Origin of the sequence: Streptomyces sp. NPDC059695 (assembly GCF_042733785.1) — a bacterium.
Classification (GTDB): domain Bacteria; phylum Actinomycetota; class Actinomycetes; order Streptomycetales; family Streptomycetaceae; genus Streptomyces.
On the sequence record NZ_JBHWFF010000047.1, the window covers coordinates 31,714 to 49,352 of the forward strand.

Genomic DNA, 17,639 nt, shown 5'->3' on the forward strand with positions numbered 1-17,639 from the left:
GCTCAGCGCAGCGCCGTGATCACCTCCTTGGCAGCGCGCTCGCCCTCGGTCGCGCCGCCTTCCATGAACCCCTGGAAGTCGTACGAGCAGTGCTCGCCGCCGATGTGGACGTTGCCCTGGGCGGTGCCCTCGTACCCGGCGTACCGGTGGAGGTAGCCGACGGGCCAGTAGGAGTACGCGCCGAGGGAGTAGGGGTTCTGGTGCCAGGCGGAGAGCTGGGCACGGCCGGTGTACGCCCGGGAGGTGCCGGGGAAGAAGGCGTCGATGCCGGCCAGGTGGCGGGTGACCAGGGTGCGTACGTACGGGTCGGACTCGGTGGAGAACGGCCCGGCCGGGTTCAGGTTCCGGGCCAGGCTGCCGCCGCCGTACTGGAGGAGGATGCCGCCGGTGCCGCCCTGGATCTTGGTGGTGTCCCAGGTCTGCTGGACGTCGGTGTCGGTGAAGCAGTCGCCGGCGGACACCCCCGGCCAGGCGCCGGTGCCGCGCCAGGGCCGGGTGCCGAACTGCATGTTGAGCTTGGTGCAGTGGCCCATGCGGGCGTCCCGCAGGAGGCTGCGCATGAGCGGGTCGAACCCGGCCCGGGTGAGGTCGAGCTGCTGGAGGACCGGCAGCGGGAGGCACAGGATCGTGTGGTCGGCGGTGACGGTCCGGGTGGCGCCCGCCTCGGTGAAGGTGAGCGTCTGGGTGCCGTCGGCCTCGGCCCGTACGGCGGTGAGCGACCAGCCCGCCTTCAGGGTGCCGGGGGCGAGCGCCCCGGCGACGGCGTTCGGGAGCCGGTCGTTGCCGCCGACGATGTGGTAGCGCTCGTTGGACAGGCCCCAGACGTTGAAGTGGCCCGGATTGGTCTGGTAGCCCATGAGGAGGACGAGGGCGAGCGAGGACTGGTCGGTGGTGTCGGCTCCGTACTCGACGTTGTAGGCGACGTCGAGGAACCGGCCGAGCCGTGAGGCGTGCCCGCCCGGGACCCGGCTCTCGATCCACTCGTACAGCGACATGGCGTCGAGGGCGGTGCCGGTGGGGGTGGTCTGGTTCCACTTCACCTCGCCCGCGTCGATCAGGTCGCGGTGGAGGGCCTGGTAGACGGCGTTGAAGTCCGCGTCGGCCTGGGCGCGGGGGTAGTAGCCGCCGCCGAACCAGAGGACCTCCTCGGCCCCGTTGGGTCCGCCGCCGAGGAAGTCCTCGGTGGCGAGTCCGAAGCGGCGGCAGAGTTCGAGGATCTTCTTGTGGCTGGTGTCGATCAGCTCGCCGCCGATCTCGGAGGTCTGGCCGTACGCCCAGTGGTCCCGCTGGGTCCACATGCGGCCGCCGACCCTGGACGGGTTCGCCTCGTAGAGCACCGGGCTCAGACCGGCGTCCTGGAGGGTGAGGGCGGCGGTGAGACCGGAGATCCCGGCGCCGACGACGGCGACCCGGGCGGTGCTCTTCACGGGCGGGGCCGGGACGGCGGCCGCGGCGGGGACGGCCGTGCCGACACCGGCGGCGAGGCCCGCGGCGGTGGCGTACTTGAGCAGCGTCCGGCGTCCGAGGGCGTCGGCCCGCATGCCGCGCAACTCGTCGACGGGGATGTTCAGCCGCCGGGCGTCGGCGTGCTCGGCGGCGAGGTTCTTCAGGAGGTGCATCGGGGTGGTGCGTGCCATGGGGCGCTCCTGGAGTCGGGTGGGATCAGCTCTGCGGTACGGGCGCGGGTTCCGGGCGGGGGTCGTCGGTGCGTTCGGCGGCGTCCTCCAGGACGATCCGGCCGATGATCTCGTAGCGCTCGGGGCGCCTGGCCTTGAGGTGGAGGCCGAGGCCGAGGCCGCCGAGGAAGACGAGGCCGACGATCCAGGGGATGGCCTTGAAGAAGAGGGAGTCGGCGGCGAGACCCGCCGCGGTCTCCATGTTCATGACCAGCAGTACGACGACGGCGATCATGCCGATGCCGCCGAGGAGCGGGGCGGTGAAGGTCCTGAACCAGTGCCGGTCCTCGGGGTGGTTCTTCCGGAAGTAGCCGATGACGGCGAACGAGCACAGGGTCTGGACGATGAGGATCGCCATCGTGCCGAGGATCGCGAGCAGCGTGTACAGGTGGACGTAGGGGTCCTGGCCGGTGAGCCAGAAGGCGGCGACGAGGGCGACGGCGATCGCGCTCTGCACGTACGAGGCGATGTAGGGCGAGCCGTGCTTCGCGTGCGTCCGGCCGAGCGCCGGGTGGAGGAAGCCCTCCCGGCCGATGGCGTACAGATAGCGCGAGGCGCACTGGTGGAAGGCCATGCCGCAGGCGAAGGAGCCGGTGAGCAGCAGCCACTGGAAGGCGTCGACGGCCCAGGCGCCGATGAAGGTCCGGGTGGGCGCGAAGAACAGGTCGAGGGGCGAGGAGGAGGCGGAGAGCCTCACCGACCCCGCGAGCCCGTTGCCCGCGATCGTCATCCACGAGACGTAGATGTAGAAGAGGCCGACGCCCACGACGGAGATCAGGGTGGCGCGCGGGATGACCCGCTTCGGGTTGCGGGACTCCTCGCCGTACATCGCGGTCGACTCGAAGCCGACCCAGGACCAGAAGGCGAAGAAGAGGCCGAGCCCGGCGGAGGTCCCGGTGAAGGCGTTCTTCGGGTTGATCGGCTCGACCGGAATGCCGTCGGGGCCGCCGCCGGCGATCAGGACGGCGGTGGCGACCGCGAAGAGGACGGCGATCTCGGCGACGAGCATCACGCCGAGCGCCCTGGCCGTCAGGTTGATGTCGAAGTACGACAGGACGGCCGTGACGGCGAGCATGACCGCCGCGTACAGGATCCACGGCAGGTCGACGCCGAGCTGGTCGGCGACGGTCGTCTGCGCGAAGTACGAGAAGACGCCGACGATCGAGGCCTCGAAGACGATGTACGCGAGGACGGCGAGCATGCCGGAGGCCATGCCGGCGATCCGGCCCAGGCCGTGCGAGATGTAGCCGTAGAAGGCGCCCGCGGCCGTGATCCGCTTGGCCATGGCGACGTAGCCGACCGAGAACACGGTCAGGACGAGCGTCGCGAAGAGGTAGCCGGCGGGTGCTCCGGTGCCGTTGCCGAAGCCGACGGCGATGGGGAGGTTTCCGGTCATGGCCGTGATCGGGGCGGCGGTGGCGACGGCCATGAAGACGACGCCGACGAGTCCGACCGAGTTCGCCTTCAGCCGGTGGACCTCTGGGGTGGGGTTCTCTGCCATGGCCCGAGAGGATCCTCGCGAGTGACGTAGGCCACAATCGACATGCGGTCGCGCAATTCCCGCCACAGAACGACGAGTTGTCGCCCTGCTGTACGAACCGTCCGGTCCCGTGACCGTGTGGTGATGTCGCCGCAACACGGACGCGGGTAGCGTCCGGCCCCATGGACAATCAGGGCGGGATCACCGTGCAGCGGGCGCTGGAACTCCCCGGGCTGCGCGGCGGGCTCCCGGAGGTCGTGGCCGGCGCGGACCGGCTCCACCGCACCGTGCGCTGGGTGCACGCGGGCGAGGTGCCGAACATCGCGTCGCTGCTCAAGGGCGGCGAACTGCTCCTCACGACGGGCCTCGGCCTGGGCACCCGCCCGGCCGAACAGCGGGCCTTCGTCCGCCGGCTCGCCGACCGCGGCATCGCCGCGCTCGTCGTCGAGCTGGGCCCCCGCTTCGCCCGCCTCCCGGCGACGATAGTGGAGACCGCGCGGGCGGCGGGGCTCCCGCTCGTCCAGCTCCACCGCGAGGTCCCCTTCGTCGCCGTCACGGAGGAGATCCACACCGAGATCGTCAACGGCCACTACGCCCTCCAGCGGCAGGCCGAGGAGGTCCACCGGCAGTGCACGGAGGCGCTGCTCGGCGGCGGCGGGGTCCCGCAGGTGCTCCGCATCCTCTCCGACTTCGCCGCCAACCCGGTCTTCCTGGAGACCGCCGACGGGCAGCTGCTGTACGCGGCGGGCACGGAGTCCGCGCCGGCCGACCCCCTCCAGGTGTGGGACGGGCTGCGCGGCCAGCGGGCGGCCCGCGAGTCCGGCCCGCCCACCGGCACGGTCCTCGTCGACGTCCCCGGCGGCGGCCCCGGTTCGGGCTCGGTTCGGGCCCGCCTCGTCCTCCTCGCGGTCTCCGGCGCCCTCGCCCCCGTCCACCGGATGGCGGCCGAGCGCGCGGCGGGGCTCCTCGCCGTCGTCCTCATGCAGGCCCGCCAGGAGGAGGAACTCGCCGCGCGCGGCCGGGGCGACTTCCTGACGGACCTGGCGGAGGGCCGGATCTCGGCCGAGGACGCCCCGGCGCAGGCGCGGGTCCTCGGCTTCAAGCCCGGCGACGGCCCCCTGCTCCCGGTCGTCATGCGCCTGGCCTCGGAGCTGTCCCCCTCGGGCAACTGGGCCCTGCTGGCACGGGCCGTCCTGGAGGAACTGTCCGCCGTGGGCGTCCCGGCCCTCCTGGGCGTCCGCCCGGTGGAGGGCAGAGTCCCCCTGCTGCTGGGCCTGCGCTCGGAATCGGAACGCACCGCGGTCGCGGACCGGGTCGCGGCGGCGCTGCGCGCGGGCGTGGAGCGGGCGGGCCTGGAGCGCGCCGGAGCGCACCCTCCGGTCGTCGTGGTCGGCGTCGCGGGCGGCTGGGCCGCGGCCTCGGCGGGCCTGCGGCACGCGGCGGAGACGGCGACGGCGGCGCAGGGCCTGTCGGACCTCCCCTGGTACGACGCCCGGCGCCTGGACATCGACCTGCTCCTGTGGCGCCTGCGCGACCACCCCGACCTGGCGGCCTTCGTGGACCGTGCGATCGGCCCCCTGCGGGACCACGACCGCACGTCCCGCCCGCCGCTCCTGCCGACCCTGGAGACCTACCTGGCCCACGCGGGCCGCAAGGCGGAGACCGCGCGCGAGCTGCACCTCAACCGGCAGACCCTCTACAACCGCCTGGCCCGCATCTCGGAACTCCTGGGCACGGACCTGGACGACCCCCAGACGGTCCTGGCCCTCTCCCTGGCCCTGAGAGCCCGCCGCCACACCCCGTGACCCCGGCGGGGCCGCCCGCGTGGACCCGCGCCCGGCGGTGCGGTGCCCCGCGGCCCCTGTGGGCCCGCGCCCCCGCCCGTGTGGGCGCCTCGCCCCACGCCCGTGTGGGCCGCCCGCCCGCTGCCCGTGTGGGCCTCCCGCCGCTGCCCGTGTGGGCAATCGTCCCGCTGGGGCGGGACGGGTGGGCACACGGGACGGCGCCCTCAGCGGCGCCTCCGCGTTCCGAGCCCCGACCCGCACCACGAGCGGCGGCGCGCATCCGGTGCGGGTCAGGGCGCATGAGCCTAGGCCCGGCACGGGGCGCCGTTCCGTTGTGCCCACCCGTTCCGCCCCAGCGGAACGATTGCCCACAACGGGGCGGGCGCGGGCCCGCAACGGCGGGGCGCGGGCCCGCGACGGCGGGGCGCCGCCCAGCCGGCCGTGGCTACCGGCCCGCCACCAGCTCGTCGTACACCGACAGCACGTGCGCGACCGTCTCGTCCTCCGTGGGCCACGTCCCCGCCTGCACCCGCCCCGCCGCCGCCAGGTCCATCCGCCGCTCCGCGTCGTCGAGGAGGGCCCGCACCGCCCCCGCCAGGGCCCCCGCGTCCCCGTACGGCACCAGTTCCGCCGCGTCCCCGACGAGTTCCGGGACGCCGCCGACGGCCGTCGCGACGAGCGGGACGCCGAGCCGCAGCGCCTCCTGCGCGAGCAGGGAGCGGGCCTCCCAGCGCGAGGGCAGCACGGCGACGTCCGCGGCGGCGAGCAGCTCGGCGACGTCGTCCCGGCGGCCGATGAGCCGGACGGCGAGCCCCTCCTCGAAGATCCGCCGTTGCAGGAAGGCCCGTTCACGCCCTTCGCCGGCGATCACGAGCAGCGGCTGCGGGTCGAGCTCCCGCCACTCCCGGGCCGCGTCGAGCAGCGTCCGGTACCCCCGGCCGCGTTCGAGCGCTCCGACGGCCATGAGCAGCGGCCGCTCGACGGCGCCGAGTTCGGCGCGGGCCTTGCCGTCGTGGAGGCACACGGGGCCGCGCGCGGGCGGCACGGTGACGGGAGCGAGGCGGGCGTCCCGGGCCCCGCGCCGCCGTGCCCGGTCGACGAGGTCGGAGGAGGTGCCGAGGACGACGGTCGCGGCCCGCGCGGTCTTACGTTCGAGGAGCCGCAGCACCCCGCCGCGCGCCCCGTCCACGGGGGTGCGGCTGTGCCAGGTGGTCACGAGGGGCGCCGCCCGGCCGCCGCCGGCGAGCGCGAGCGAGGCCCGTACGGAGGCCTGGAGGCCGTGCGCGTGGACCACGTCCGCGCCGATGCAGGCGTTGCGGAGCGCGGTGACGGTCGCGGGGTCGCCGAGGCGTGGCAGGGGCACGAAGTGCGCGCCGGCGCCCAGGTAGTCGTATGCGCGGTCGAGTTCGGCCGGGGCGCACACGGTCACCCGCACGCCCCTCGCCACCAGCCCCGAGGCAAGTGATCGGACGTGTGCGCTGCTGCCCGCGCCGCCGCCGCCCAGCACTTGGACCGTACGGAGCTGTGTCACACGCCCAAGGATGCCAGTCCGTGCCCCCGACCGTACGCACGTTCCGGCACCGAAATGGCGTCGTTCCGGTGTGCGGTGGGCGGGCTGCGCGGGCACCGACCCCACGGGTTCACCCACACGGGTGAGCGCACCCGCGTACCGCTCAGGCCCTCAGACGGAACCGGCGCGCTCTCCCCACGCGGCGGCGGCCACGAGACCGGCCGCGTGCGCGGCGAGCCCGAGGCGCCCGTTGGAGGCGGCGACGGCGCTGCCCACGGCGGCGCCCAGCGCGTGCGCGCCCGTGTCGCCGAGCATGGTCTCCTCGCCGAGGTCGGCGCCGAGGAGCGCGGCCGCGGCCCCCATCGGCGCCGCGGCGAGCGGTCCCCGCAGGAGGCCGGGCGCGGAGAGCCCGAGCACGAGGAGTCCCGCGCGCCCCGGCCGTACGTCCACGAGGTTCACCAGGTGCGCGGTGCCGGCGATGACGACCCCGGCGAGGAGCTTGTCGACGGGCTTCTCCTTGAGGAGGGCCCCGGCCACGAGGGACGCCGCGCCGATGCCGAACAGCTTCACGGCCCCGCTGGTGACCTCACCGCCGCGCAGCGCGCCCAGATGCGCCCGGAACCCGCGCCGGTGGTCGCCGCGCAGGTCGTCGTACCGCCCGCAGAGGGCCGCCGCGGCGACGGCCAGGGACGCGGCGGGGGCCGCGGGCAGGACGGCGGCGGCCGAGCCGAACGCGGCGGCGGGGCCGCCCTGCAGGACGACCGTCCGTCCAGCGTGGTTGGTCCGCTCCCAGGCGTCCGGGTTCCCGGGCGGGCGCCGCCGCAGCTGCCCGTAGACCAGCCGGGTCGCGCCGAAGGCGGCGGCGAAGGTGCCGATCCGGCCCGGGGCCGGCGTCACCCGTCCGCCCGGGCCGTGGCGAGCAGCTCCTCCGCGTGGGCCCTGGCGGTCTCCGAGTCCTCCTGGCCGGCGAGCATCCGGGACAGTTCCCGGACACGCTCCTCGCCTTCCAGGACGGTGACGCCGGAGCGGGTCACGGAGCCGTCGTTGGTCTTCTCGACGAGAAGCTGCCGGTCGGCGAAGGCCGCGACCTGCGGGAGGTGGGTGACGACCACCACCTGTGCGGACTTGGCGAGCTTGGCGAGCCGGCGGCCGATCTCGACGGCCGCCTTGCCGCCGACGCCCGCGTCGACCTCGTCGAAGAGGTACGTGGGCACCGGGTCGACCCCGGCGAAGACGACCTCCACGGCGAGCATGACCCGGGACAGCTCGCCGCCGGACGCGCCCTTGGCGATGGGCCGGGGCGGGGCACCGGGGTGCGGGGCGAGCAGCAGCTCGACCTCGTCGGCCCCGGACGGGCCGTAGGCGACGCGACGGCCGCCGACCTCGACGCCCTCGGGGTCCTCGGTCTGGGCGATGGCGAAGGACACGCGCGCGTGGGGCATGGCCAGCGAGGCGAGCTCCGCGGTGACCGCGTCGGCGAACCGGGCGGCGGTCTCCGTGCGCGCGTCGGTGAGCCGCTGCGCCAGCACCGAGAGGTCGTCGCGCAGCCGGTCGCGCTCGGCGGTGAGCTCCTCGATGCGGTCGTCGTCGCCGTCGAGCTCACCGAGCCGCCCGGCGCTCTCCTCGGCCCAGGCGAGGACGGCGGCGATGTCCACGCCGTACTTCCGCGTCAGCTGGGTGAGGGCCGCCCGCCGCTCCTCGACCGCGGCCAGCCGCAGCGGGTCGGCGTCCAGGTCGTCGGCGTATCCGGCCAGCTCCTGGGCCACGTCCGCCAGCAGGATGGAGATCTCGCCCATCCGGTCGGCGAGCCCGGCGAGTGCCGGGTCGTGCGACCGTACGGCCTCCAGGGCCCGGCCCGCGCCCGCGACGAGGGTGGTGGCGTCGACGGCCTCGGGGTCCTCGGGGTTGCCGGCGAGCGCGCCGTGCGCGAGCGCGGCGGCGGAGGCGAGGGCCTCGGCGTGGCCGAGCCGCTCGGCCTCGGCGGCGAGTTCGACGTCCTCGCCCGCACGCGGCTCCACGGCCTCGATCTCGCCGAGTCCGAAGCGCAGCAGATCGGCCTCCTGGGCGCGTTCCCTGGCCCGGGTGGTGATCTCGTCCAGCTCGGTGGTGACGGCGCGCAGCCTCCGGTAGGCCTCGCCGTAGGCGGCGAGCGGCTCGGAGACGGCCCCGCCCGCGTACCGGTCGAGCGCGCCGCGCTGCCGGGCGGGCTTGAGCAGGCCCTGCTGGTCGGTCTGGCCGTGGACGGCGACGAGCTCGTCGGCGAGTTCGGCGAGCAGCCCGACGGGCACGGAGCGCCCGCCCACGTGGGCGCGGGAGCGTCCCTCGGCCGAGACGGTGCGGCTGACGAGGAGCACGCCCTCGTCGAGCTCGGCACCGGCCTCCTCGGCGCGTACGGCGACGGGCGCGCCCGCGGGCACGCTGATCCGTCCCTCGACGACCGCCGAGGCCGCGCCGATCCGCACCAGGGCCGGGTCGGCCCGTCCGCCGAGCAGCAGCCCCAGGCTGGTCACGACCATCGTCTTGCCCGCACCGGTCTCACCGGTCACCGCGGTGAAGCCGGGCGACAGCTCGACCACCGCGTCGTCGATGACCCCGAGCGACCGTATCCGCATCTCCTCCAGCACGCCCCAGACCATACGAGGTTTCCCGGGTCGGATGCGACATCGCCCCCGGGCGTAACCCTCGGGCGCGCCACTCGTTGCCCCCCGCCGGGGGGGGTGTCAGTGCGGTGCGCCCCGCCATCCCGACACGGGCAGGGCGAACTTGGCGACGAGCCGGTCGGTGAAGGAGGCGTGGTGCAGCCGGGCGAGCCGGACCGGCACGGCGCCCCGCCGCACCTCGACGCGCGCGCCCGCCGGAAGCTCCACGGTCCTGCGCCCGTCGCACCACAGCACCCCGTGCGGGGTGTGCGGCTCGACCTCGACCGTGAGCACCGACTCGGGGGTGGTGATCAGGGGCTTGGCGAAGAGGGCGTGCGCCCCGATCGGGACCATGAGCAGCGCCTCGACCTCGGGCCAGACGACCGGGCCGCCCGCCGAGAAGGCGTACGCGGTGGAGCCGGTGGGTGTCGCGCAGATCACCCCGTCGCAGCCGAAGCCGGTCACCGGCCGGCCGTCGATCGCGAGCACGACCTCCAGCATCCGCTCCGGCGAGACCTTCTGCACGGCGGCCTCGTTGAGCGCCCAGTCGCGGTGCAGGACGTCGCCGTTCTCGTACACGGTGACGTCGAGCGTCATCCGCTCCTCGACCTCGTACGCCTTGGTCACGACCCGGTCGACGACCTTGTCGAGGTCGTCCCGCTCGGCCTCCGCGAGGAAGCCGACGCGCCCCAGGTTGACGCCGAGCATGGGCACGCCGGAGGCGCGGGAGAACTCGGCGCCGCGCAGCAGGGTGCCATCGCCGCCGAGGACGACGAGGAGTTCACAGCCGTCGAGCGCGTCGGAGCAGGCCTCCGGCACCTTCTCGACGGACGGCGGCAGCGGCAGGTCCGCGGCCTCGGCCTCCAGGACGCGGACGCCGATGCCGCAGCGCAGCAGCCCCAGGACGACCAGTTCGGCGCTGCGCACGGCGGCCGGCCGGCCGGTGTGCGCGAGCAGGAAGACGGTGCGTGATGTTCCCGATGGTGCTGCTGCCGTTGAGCTCAACGAGGTCCCTCCGCCACGGCGCGGTCGACGTCCGCCGGATCCAGCGCGGGCGCGCCTGCCCGCAGCCACAGAAAGTACTCGACGTTGCCGGAGGGTCCGGGCAGCGGGCTGGCGGTGACGCCGAGGACACCGAGGCCGAGCTCGCCGGCCCGCCGGGCCACGTTCTTCACGGCGTCGGCGCGGAGTTCGGTGGACCGGACGACGCCGCCGGTGCCGAGCCGCTCCTTGCCCACCTCGAACTGCGGCTTGACCATGAGGACGAGGTCGGCCCCGGGGGCCGTGCAGGCCGCGAGGGCGGGCAGGACGAGGCCGAGCGGGATGAAGGACAGGTCGCCGACGACGAGGTCGACCGGGACGCCGTCGATCGCGTCGAGCGTCAACTCGCGTACGTTCGTACGGTCCTTCACGGTGACGCGCTCGTCGCTCTGCAGCGACCAGGCGAGCTGTCCGTAGCCGACGTCCACGGCGACGACGTGTGCGGCGCCCGCGCGCAGCAGGACGTCGGTGAAGCCGCCGGTGGACGCTCCGGCGTCCAGGGCGCGCCGGCCCTCGACCTCCAGCCCCAGGGGCTGGAAGGCGGCGAACGCGCCGGCGAGCTTGTGGCCGCCGCGCGAGACGTAGTCGGGGTCGGAGTCGTCCTGGACCACGACGATGGCCGCGGCGGTCTCGACCTGGGTGGCGGGTTTGGTGGCGACGGTCTTGCCGACGGTCACCCGGCCCGCGGCGATCAGCTGGCTGGCGTGCTCGCGCGAGCGCGCGAGCTTGCGCCGGACCAGCTCGGCGTCGAGACGGCGGCGTGCCACTCCTGCCACGTTCGGTTCAGCTCCTGTTGTCGTACGGACGGGGGGCGGGGTGCGTGTCGAGCGAGGTCAGCTCGGCGCGCAGTCCACGGTGTACATCCTCGTACACCTCCAGGTGTCCGTCCGCCGGGAGGTGGTCCACCTCGGCGAGACGCGCGAGGCCGGCGTCGACGCCCGGATGCCCGGTGAGCTCCAGGGCGACTCCGAGGGGCGCGGGCCCGGCGGGCTCGTACGCCTCGACGGGGGCGGGCTCCTGGGTGGCTTCGGGGAGGGCGTCGCTCATGGCCCCGACGCTACCGCGAAGCCCTGGGGTACCGTCGACGGCGATGGCGACGATCACGGAGTGCCGCGGCGCACTCGACACACTTTCGGACAATCTCGCGCGGGCGGACGACGGCGTACGCGGCGCGGCCGCGCTCGACCGCAGCCTGAGCTGCCACATCACGGACCTCGACACGACGTTCACGGGCCGCCTCGCCGAAGGCAGGATCCGGGTCGACGGGACGGTGGAGGGCCCTCCGCCGGGCAAGGCGCAGATCCGGCTCGCGATGACCGGCGACGACCTGGTGGCGATGGTGGACGGCGAGCTGAACTTCGCGAAGGCCTGGGCCTCCGGCCGGGTCAGGCTGGAGGCCGGCTTCCGCGACCTGCTCCGGCTGCGGTCACTGCTCTAGCCGACGGCGTCGCTTCTGCGGCTGCGGTCGCCGCTCCCTCCGGCGCTCTCGCTTCCGCGGTCGCCGCACTCACTTCTGCAGCGCGGGCTCCTGCGCGGCGGGCTCCTCGGCCTGCGCCGGGACGGCCGTCCGCGCGCGTGCCTTCCGTCCGGCCGGCACGACCAGCGGCGTCCCCGTCTCCGGGTCGTCGATGACCTGGCAGCGCAGACCGAAGACCCGTTCGACGAGCTCGGCGGTCACCACCTCCGCCGGCGGGCCCTCGGCGACGACCTCGCCGTCGCGGACCGCGATGAGGTGGGTCGCGTACCGGGCCGCGTGGTTGAGGTCGTGGAGGACGGCGACGAGCGTGCGCCCCTGCGTCTCGTGCAGCTCGGCGCAGAGGTCGAGGACGTCGATCTGGTGCTGGATGTCGAGATACGTGGTGGGCTCGTCGAGCAGCAGCAGGGGCGTCTGCTGGGCGAGGGCCATGGCGATCCAGACGCGCTGCCGCTGACCGCCCGAGAGCTCGTCCACGTACCGGTCGGCCAGTTCGGCGACGCCCGTCGCCGCCATGGACTCACGGGTGACGCGCTCGTCCTCGGCGGACCACTGGCGCAGGAGTCCCTGGTGCGGGTAGCGGCCGCGCGCGACGAGGTCGGCGACGGTGATGCCGTCCGGGGCCACGGACGTCTGGGGCAGCAGCCCGAGGGTCCTGGCGACCTTCTTCGCGGGCAGCGTGTGGATCGACTGCCCGTCGAGCAGGACGCGGCCCTCGCTGGGCTTCAGCATCCGGGAGAGGGCGCGCAGGAGGGTGGACTTTCCGCAGGCGTTGGGCCCGACGATGACGGTGAACGAGTTGTCGGGGATCGCGACGGACAGCTCGCGGGCGATGACCCGCTGCTCGTACGCCAGGGTGACCGATTCCGCGCTCAGGCGCTGCTGCTGCCGACCGTCCATGCCCGCACTCCCGCTTCCTCGTCCGTGGCCGGGTCCGGCGGTGACGACCACGACCCACGCGGAGTTAGGTTAGCCTATCCAACTTCACGTTCTTCCCGGGGCGCCGGGACCTCACACCCCGAGCGCCTCCAGCGCCTTCGCCGCGTCCGGCACTCCCCCACCCGGCCGGTCCGCCTCCGACCAGGCCGCCCCGCACAGCGCCCGCACCCCGTCCATCACGTCGGCGCCCTCGCCCGGCACACCGTCGAGCACGAGCTCACCCCCGCTCACCGAGGCCCGCCACCCGCCGCACGCGAAGCCCCCCTCCCCGTCGGCGACGACCTCGGGCTGCCCCGTCAGCAGCCCGCGCAGATCCGCGGCCACGTACGTGGGCCGGTGCGCGGGCACCGCCGTCAGGAGCTGCGCCACGTCCGTCACCCCGGTCAGCACGAGCAGCGAGTCCACCCCGCCGTTGAACGCGCCCTCGATGTCCGTGTCCAGCCGGTCCCCCACCACCAGGGGCCGCTCCGCCCCCGTCCGCAGCACCGTCTCCCGGTGCATCGGCGGCAGCGGCTTCCCCGCGACCTTCGGCTCCGCCCGGCCCCCGGTGGCGATCCGCACGACCTCCACCGCCGCGCCGTTCCCCGGCCCGATCCCCCGCGCCCCCGGAATGGTCAGGTCCGTGTTCGAGGCGTACCACGGCACACCCCGCCCCACCGCGTACGCCGCCTCCGCGAACCGCGCCCACGGCATCCCCGGCCCGCCGTACCCCTGCACGACCGCCACCGGGTCGTCGTCCGCCGACTCGACCGGCACCAGACCCCGCTCGCGCAGCGCCACCCGCAGCCCCTCGCCGCCGACGACCAGCACCCTGGAACCCGCCGGCACCTCGTCCGCGATCAGCCGGGCCACGGCCTGGGCCGAGGTGACGACGTCCCCGGCCTCGGCCGGCACACCCAGCTCCGTCAGGTGCTCCGCCACCTCACCGGGCGTCCGCAGCGCGTTGTTGGTGACGTACGCCAGGTGCATCCCGCCGGCCCGGGCGACCCCGAGCGCCTCCACGGCGTGCGGGACGGCCTCCCCGCCCGCGTACACGACACCGTCGAGGTCCAGGAGCGCCGTGTCGTAGGCCTCGCTCAACGCGACCGCGCTGCCCCCGGGGCACTTCCTGCCGCCGTCCGCCTGCTCCTGGCCGTTCCGCACCGTCACCGCGCACTCCTCAGATCACCGGGTGAATTCCCCCACTCTCCCGATCATCGCTCATGCCCGCCGTCCTACGATGACAGGATGAACACATCAGGTCACGCGGCCGACGACGTCCGCGCCGACGCCCCAGGCCTCCGCCTGAACCCGTTCCGGGGACTCCGGTACGTCCCCGAGCGCGTCGGCAGCCTCGCGGCCGTGACGTCCCCTCCCTACGACGTCGTCGTACGACCTGACGGACTGCTCCATCTGGAGTCCGCGGATCCCCACAACATCGTCCGGCTGATCCTCCCGCAGGCGATCACCGCGGGCACCCGCCACCGCAAGGCCGCCGTCACCCTCGACCGCTGGCTCGCGGACGGCGTCCTCGCCCCCGACCCGGAACCCGCGCTCTACGTGTACGAGCAGCACGGCGACGGCATCCTCCAGCGCGGCGTCATCGGCGCCCTGGAACTCTCCACCCCGGCCGAGGGCGTCGTCCTCCCCCACGAGGACGTCATGCCGCACGTCGTCGAGGACCGCGCCGCCCTCATGCGGACCACGGCCGCCAACCTGGAGCCCCTGCTCCTCACGTACGTCGGGGCCGACGAGGGCGGCGCCGACGCGGTCATCGAGCGCACCGTCCGGCAGGAGCCGCTGCTCTCCACCACCACGGAGGACGGCTTCCAGCACCGGCTCTGGTCGGTCACGGATCCCGCCGAACTCGCCGCGATCGCGGGCGAACTGACCCGGCACCAGGCCCTCATCGCCGACGGCCACCACCGCTGGGCGACGTACCTCCGGCTGCGCGAGGAGCACGCGGCTCCCGGCCCCTGGAACTACGGCCTGGTCCTCCTCATCGACACCGCCCGCTACCCGCTGCGGGTCCGCGCCATCCACCGCCTCCTCAACCGCCTGCCGGTCGCCGACGCCCTCGCGGCCCTCGGCGACGGGTTCCGGGTGCGCCGCGTCGACCGGCCGCTCCCCGAGGCCCTTGAGGCCCTCGCGGCCGCCGCGGAGGAGGGCAACGCCTTCCTCCTCGCGGGTGACGGCGCCTTCCACCTCGTCGACCGCCCGGACCCCGCGCTCCTGGACCGCACGATCCGCACGGACCGCCCGCAGGCCTGGCGGACCCTGGACGCCACGGTCCTGCACTCCACGCTCCTGGAGCACGTCTGGCACATCCCGGACGCCCCCGAGGACATCGCCTACATCCACGACACGGTGGCGGCGGTCGAGCAGGCGGAGCGCCGCGGCGGTACGGCGGTCCTCATGCACCCGGTCCGCGAGGAGGTCGTCCGCGACCTCGCCCGCCAGGGCGTCACGATGCCCCGCAAGTCCACGTCCTTCGGCCCGAAGCCGGCGACGGGCCTGGTGCTGCGGAGCCTGGCGCTGGACTGAGCGCGCGGAAACGAAAGAAGGGGGGGGGGGCGGGGGGGGGGCGGGGCGGCGGCGGAGTCGGGCGCGGTCTGGCGCGGGCGCGCGCGCGGGGGGGGGGGGCGGGCCGGCGGGGCGTTTGTGGGTGGCGTTGGCGGTGTCGATGACGCGCCCGACGGCGGCCCCCCCCGGGGCGGGGCCCCCCCCCCCCCCTTCTCACTGTTCCACCGGATCAGCCCTTGTCGCCGTCGCGGTCGTCCTCGTCGTCCTCGTCGAGGTCGTCGTCCTCGTCCAGGTCGTCGTCCTCGTCGAGGTCGTCCTCGACGGTCTCGACGCCCTCCCGCGCGTCCGACTCGTCCTCGTCCTCGTCGAACGCGTCGACGAACTCGACACCGTCCATCTCGGCGAGGCGGTCGGAGGCGTCCGTGGCGCCGTCCTTGTCGGCCTCCAGGGCCTTGGCGAACCACTCGCGCGCCTCGCGCTCACGGCCGGCGGCGAGCAGCGCGTCGGCGTACGCGTACCGCAGACGCGCGGTCCACGGGTGCACGGCGCTGGAGGCGAGCTCGGGGCTCTGCAGGGTCACGATGGCCGCGTCCAGCTGTCCCAGGTCACGGCGGGCGCCGGCGGCGACGAGCCGCATCTCGACCTGTCCGGCCCTGTCCAGCTTCTGCACCTCGGGCTCACCGGCCATGGCGAGGGCCCGCTCGGGGCGGCCGAGGCCGCGCTCGCAGTCGGCCATGACGGGCCACAGCTCGACACCGCCGCTCATCCGGCGCGCCGCGCGGAACTCGGCCAGCGCCTCGGAGTACTTCTGCGTCGCGTACGCGGCGAAGCCGGCGGCCTCACGGACGGCGGCGACGCGGGACGCGAGCCGCAGGGCGACGCGGGAGTAGCCGTAGGCCTTCTCCGGGTCCTCGTCGATCAGCTGGGCGACCATGACGAGGTTGCGCGAGACGTCCTCGGCGAGCCCCTTGGGAAGGCTCATGAGCTCCTGGCGCACATCCGGGTCGATCTCCTCACCGGTGACCTCCGGCGGGATGGGCAGGCGCTTGATCGGGGCGCGGTCGCCACGGTCGCGGTCGTCACGGCGCCCGAAGCCGCCCCGGTCGTCACGGCCCCGGTATCCACCGCGGTCGCCACCCCGGTCGTCACGGCCGCGGAACCCGCCACGGTCGCCACCGCGGTCGTCACGGCGGAAGCCGGCACCACGGCTGTCGCCGCCACGGTCGTCGCGACGGAAGCCGCCACCGCGGTTGTCGCCGCCACGGTCGTCACGGCGGAACGACGAGGGACGCTCGTCACGCCGGTCGTCCCGACGGAAGCCACCGCCACCACGGTTGTCATCACGCGAGGGGTACGAGGGGCGGTCGTCACGACGGAACGACGAGGGCCGCTCGTCGCGGCGGTCGTCACGCTGCCCGTAGGAGGGACGGTCGTCGCGACGGAAACCACCACCGCGGTTGTCACCGCCACGGTCGTCACGGCGGAAACCGCCACCGCGGTTGTCGCCACCGCGGTCATCGCGACGGAAGCCACCGCCACGGTTGTCACCACCGCGGTCGTCACGGCGGAAGCCACCGCCACGGTTGTCGCCGCCACGGTCGTCACGCTGCCCGTACGACGGACGGTCGTCACGACGGAAACCACCACCGCGGTTGTCACCGCCACGGTCGTCACGGCGGAAACCGCCACCGCGGTTGTCGCCACCGCGGTCATCGCGACGGAAACCACCACCACGGTTGTCACCGCCACGGTCATCGCGACGGAAACCACCACCGCGGTTGTCGCCACCGCGGTCGTCACGCTGCCCGTAGGAGGGACGGTCGTCACGACGGAACGACGACGGACGCTCGTCACGACGGTCGTCACGGCGGAAGCCACCGCCACCACGGTTGTCGCCACCGCGGTCGTCACGGCGGAAGCCACCGCCACGGTTGTCGCCGCCACGGTCGTCACGCTGCCCGTAGGAGGGACGGTCATCGCGACGGAAACCGCCACCGCGGTTGTCACCGCCACGGTCGTCACGGCGGAAACCACCACCACTGCGGTTGTCGCCACCGCGGTCATCGCGACGGAAGCCACCGCCACGGTTGTCGCCGCCACGGTCGTCACGCTGCCCGTAGGAGGGACGGTCATCGCGACGGAAGCCACCACCGCGGTTGTCACCGCCACGGTCGTCACGCCGGAAACCACCGCCGCCACGGTTGTCGCCACCGCGGTCGTCGCGACGGAAGCCGCCACCGCGGTTGTCACCACCGCCACGGTTGTCGTCACGGCGCGGCCCACGGAAGCCGCCCCGGTCGCCACCGGCACCGTCCCTGCGACGCGGCTCGCGCTCCGGACGGTCGTCGGGAGAGTTGGTGGACATCGGTGTGACTCCTGTCTTCGGGTACTGCAGTCATTCTCGCGCAGCCGGCACTCGGCCGCGCATCGGAAAAAGTCAAGCAAAAAACAAAAGGACCCCTGGTCCCAGCGTGAACGCTGGGACCAGGGGTCCTGAAGAATTGTTCGGCGGCGTCCTACTCTCCCACAGGGTCCCCCCTGCAGTACCATCGGCGCTGAAAGGCTTAGCTTCCGGGTTCGGAATGTAACCGGGC

General features: G+C 74.3%; 14 protein-coding genes, 1 rRNA gene and 1 pseudogene. 3 read left to right on the forward strand and 13 right to left on the reverse strand.

The features are described from left to right. Positions 1-2 precede the first annotated feature (2 nt). A complete protein-coding gene (locus tag ACFV2S_RS34790; RefSeq protein WP_385568973.1) occupies positions 3-1,637 on the reverse strand; it encodes a flavin monoamine oxidase family protein in 1,635 nt (544 codons plus the stop codon). A gap of 25 nt (positions 1,638-1,662) precedes the next feature. Then, positions 1,663-3,177 (reverse strand): APC family permease, encoded by a 1,515-nt coding sequence (locus ACFV2S_RS34795; RefSeq protein WP_385568976.1) that lies wholly within the window; start codon positions 3,175-3,177, stop codon positions 1,663-1,665. 161 nt (positions 3,178-3,338) lie between these two features. Between ACFV2S_RS34795 and ACFV2S_RS34800 the strand changes: the two genes are divergently transcribed. Next, the gene (locus ACFV2S_RS34800; RefSeq protein WP_385568980.1) at positions 3,339-4,961 is read left to right on the forward strand and encodes a PucR family transcriptional regulator; all 1,623 of its coding nucleotides are present in this window, start codon (positions 3,339-3,341) and stop codon (positions 4,959-4,961) included. Between the two features lie 424 nt (positions 4,962-5,385). Here ACFV2S_RS34800 and ACFV2S_RS34805 read toward each other — a convergent pair whose 3' ends face one another. The 6 genes from ACFV2S_RS34805 to ACFV2S_RS34830 form a co-directional block, all read right to left on the reverse strand. Continuing rightward, positions 5,386-6,471: a glycosyltransferase family 4 protein gene (locus ACFV2S_RS34805; protein ID WP_385568984.1), complete on the reverse strand. Its 1,086-nt coding sequence runs from the start codon at positions 6,469-6,471 to the stop codon at positions 5,386-5,388. Positions 6,472-6,621: 150 nt separating this feature from the next. Further along, positions 6,622-7,347 (reverse strand): hypothetical protein, encoded by a 726-nt coding sequence (locus ACFV2S_RS34810; protein ID WP_385568988.1) that lies wholly within the window; start codon positions 7,345-7,347, stop codon positions 6,622-6,624. Next, entirely contained in the window at positions 7,344-9,086 is a 1,743-nt protein-coding gene (gene recN / locus ACFV2S_RS34815; protein WP_385568993.1) for a DNA repair protein RecN, read from the reverse strand. Before recN ends, ACFV2S_RS34810 begins: the two co-directional genes overlap by 4 nt. Before the next feature lie 84 nt (positions 9,087-9,170). Then, the gene (locus ACFV2S_RS34820; protein WP_382870597.1) at positions 9,171-10,094 is read right to left on the reverse strand and encodes an NAD kinase; all 924 of its coding nucleotides are present in this window, start codon (positions 10,092-10,094) and stop codon (positions 9,171-9,173) included. Further along, positions 10,091-10,906, reverse strand: a complete 816-nt coding sequence (locus ACFV2S_RS34825) for a TlyA family RNA methyltransferase (protein ID WP_385569000.1) — start codon at positions 10,904-10,906, stop codon at positions 10,091-10,093. The genes ACFV2S_RS34820 and ACFV2S_RS34825 overlap by 4 nt, the downstream gene beginning before the upstream one ends. 7 nt (positions 10,907-10,913) lie before the next feature. Continuing rightward, the gene (locus tag ACFV2S_RS34830) at positions 10,914-11,177 is read right to left on the reverse strand and encodes a hypothetical protein (protein ID WP_385569004.1); all 264 of its coding nucleotides are present in this window, start codon (positions 11,175-11,177) and stop codon (positions 10,914-10,916) included. A 43-nt stretch (positions 11,178-11,220) separates the two neighbouring features. Between ACFV2S_RS34830 and ACFV2S_RS34835 the strand changes: the two genes are divergently transcribed. Next, on the forward strand, positions 11,221-11,568 hold the full coding sequence (locus tag ACFV2S_RS34835) for an SCP2 sterol-binding domain-containing protein (RefSeq protein ID WP_383797628.1): 348 nt from the start codon (positions 11,221-11,223) through the stop codon (positions 11,566-11,568). Positions 11,569-11,637: 69 nt separating this feature from the next. Here the strand turns inward: ACFV2S_RS34835 and ACFV2S_RS34840 are convergent, their stop codons facing one another. Together ACFV2S_RS34840 and ACFV2S_RS34845 are read right to left on the reverse strand one after the other, a co-directional pair. Beyond that, on the reverse strand, positions 11,638-12,504 hold the full coding sequence (locus tag ACFV2S_RS34840) for an ABC transporter ATP-binding protein (protein ID WP_383797629.1): 867 nt from the start codon (positions 12,502-12,504) through the stop codon (positions 11,638-11,640). A 111-nt stretch (positions 12,505-12,615) separates the two neighbouring features. Continuing rightward, a complete protein-coding gene (locus ACFV2S_RS34845; protein ID WP_385569013.1) occupies positions 12,616-13,692 on the reverse strand; it encodes an HAD hydrolase-like protein in 1,077 nt (358 codons plus the stop codon). Between the two features lie 78 nt (positions 13,693-13,770). Between ACFV2S_RS34845 and ACFV2S_RS34850 the strand changes: the two genes are divergently transcribed. After that, positions 13,771-15,066 carry a DUF1015 domain-containing protein gene (locus ACFV2S_RS34850; protein ID WP_385569016.1) on the forward strand — a complete coding sequence of 432 codons (1,296 nt, stop codon included), beginning with the start codon at positions 13,771-13,773 and terminating at the stop codon, positions 15,064-15,066. A gap of 208 nt (positions 15,067-15,274) precedes the next feature. On the opposite strand, the gene ACFV2S_RS34855 is transcribed toward ACFV2S_RS34850, so the two are convergent. From ACFV2S_RS34855 to rrf, 3 genes and pseudogenes are all read right to left on the reverse strand, one after another. After that, positions 15,275-16,087: a hypothetical protein gene (locus tag ACFV2S_RS34855; RefSeq protein ID WP_385569022.1), complete on the reverse strand. Its 813-nt coding sequence runs from the start codon at positions 16,085-16,087 to the stop codon at positions 15,275-15,277. 135 nt (positions 16,088-16,222) lie between these two features. Further along, positions 16,223-17,032 (reverse strand): annotated as a pseudogene (locus ACFV2S_RS34860) (tetratricopeptide repeat protein); the annotation flags it as partial. Positions 17,033-17,548: 516 nt separating this feature from the next. Beyond that, positions 17,549-17,639 (reverse strand): 5S ribosomal RNA (gene rrf / locus ACFV2S_RS34865); the annotation flags it as partial.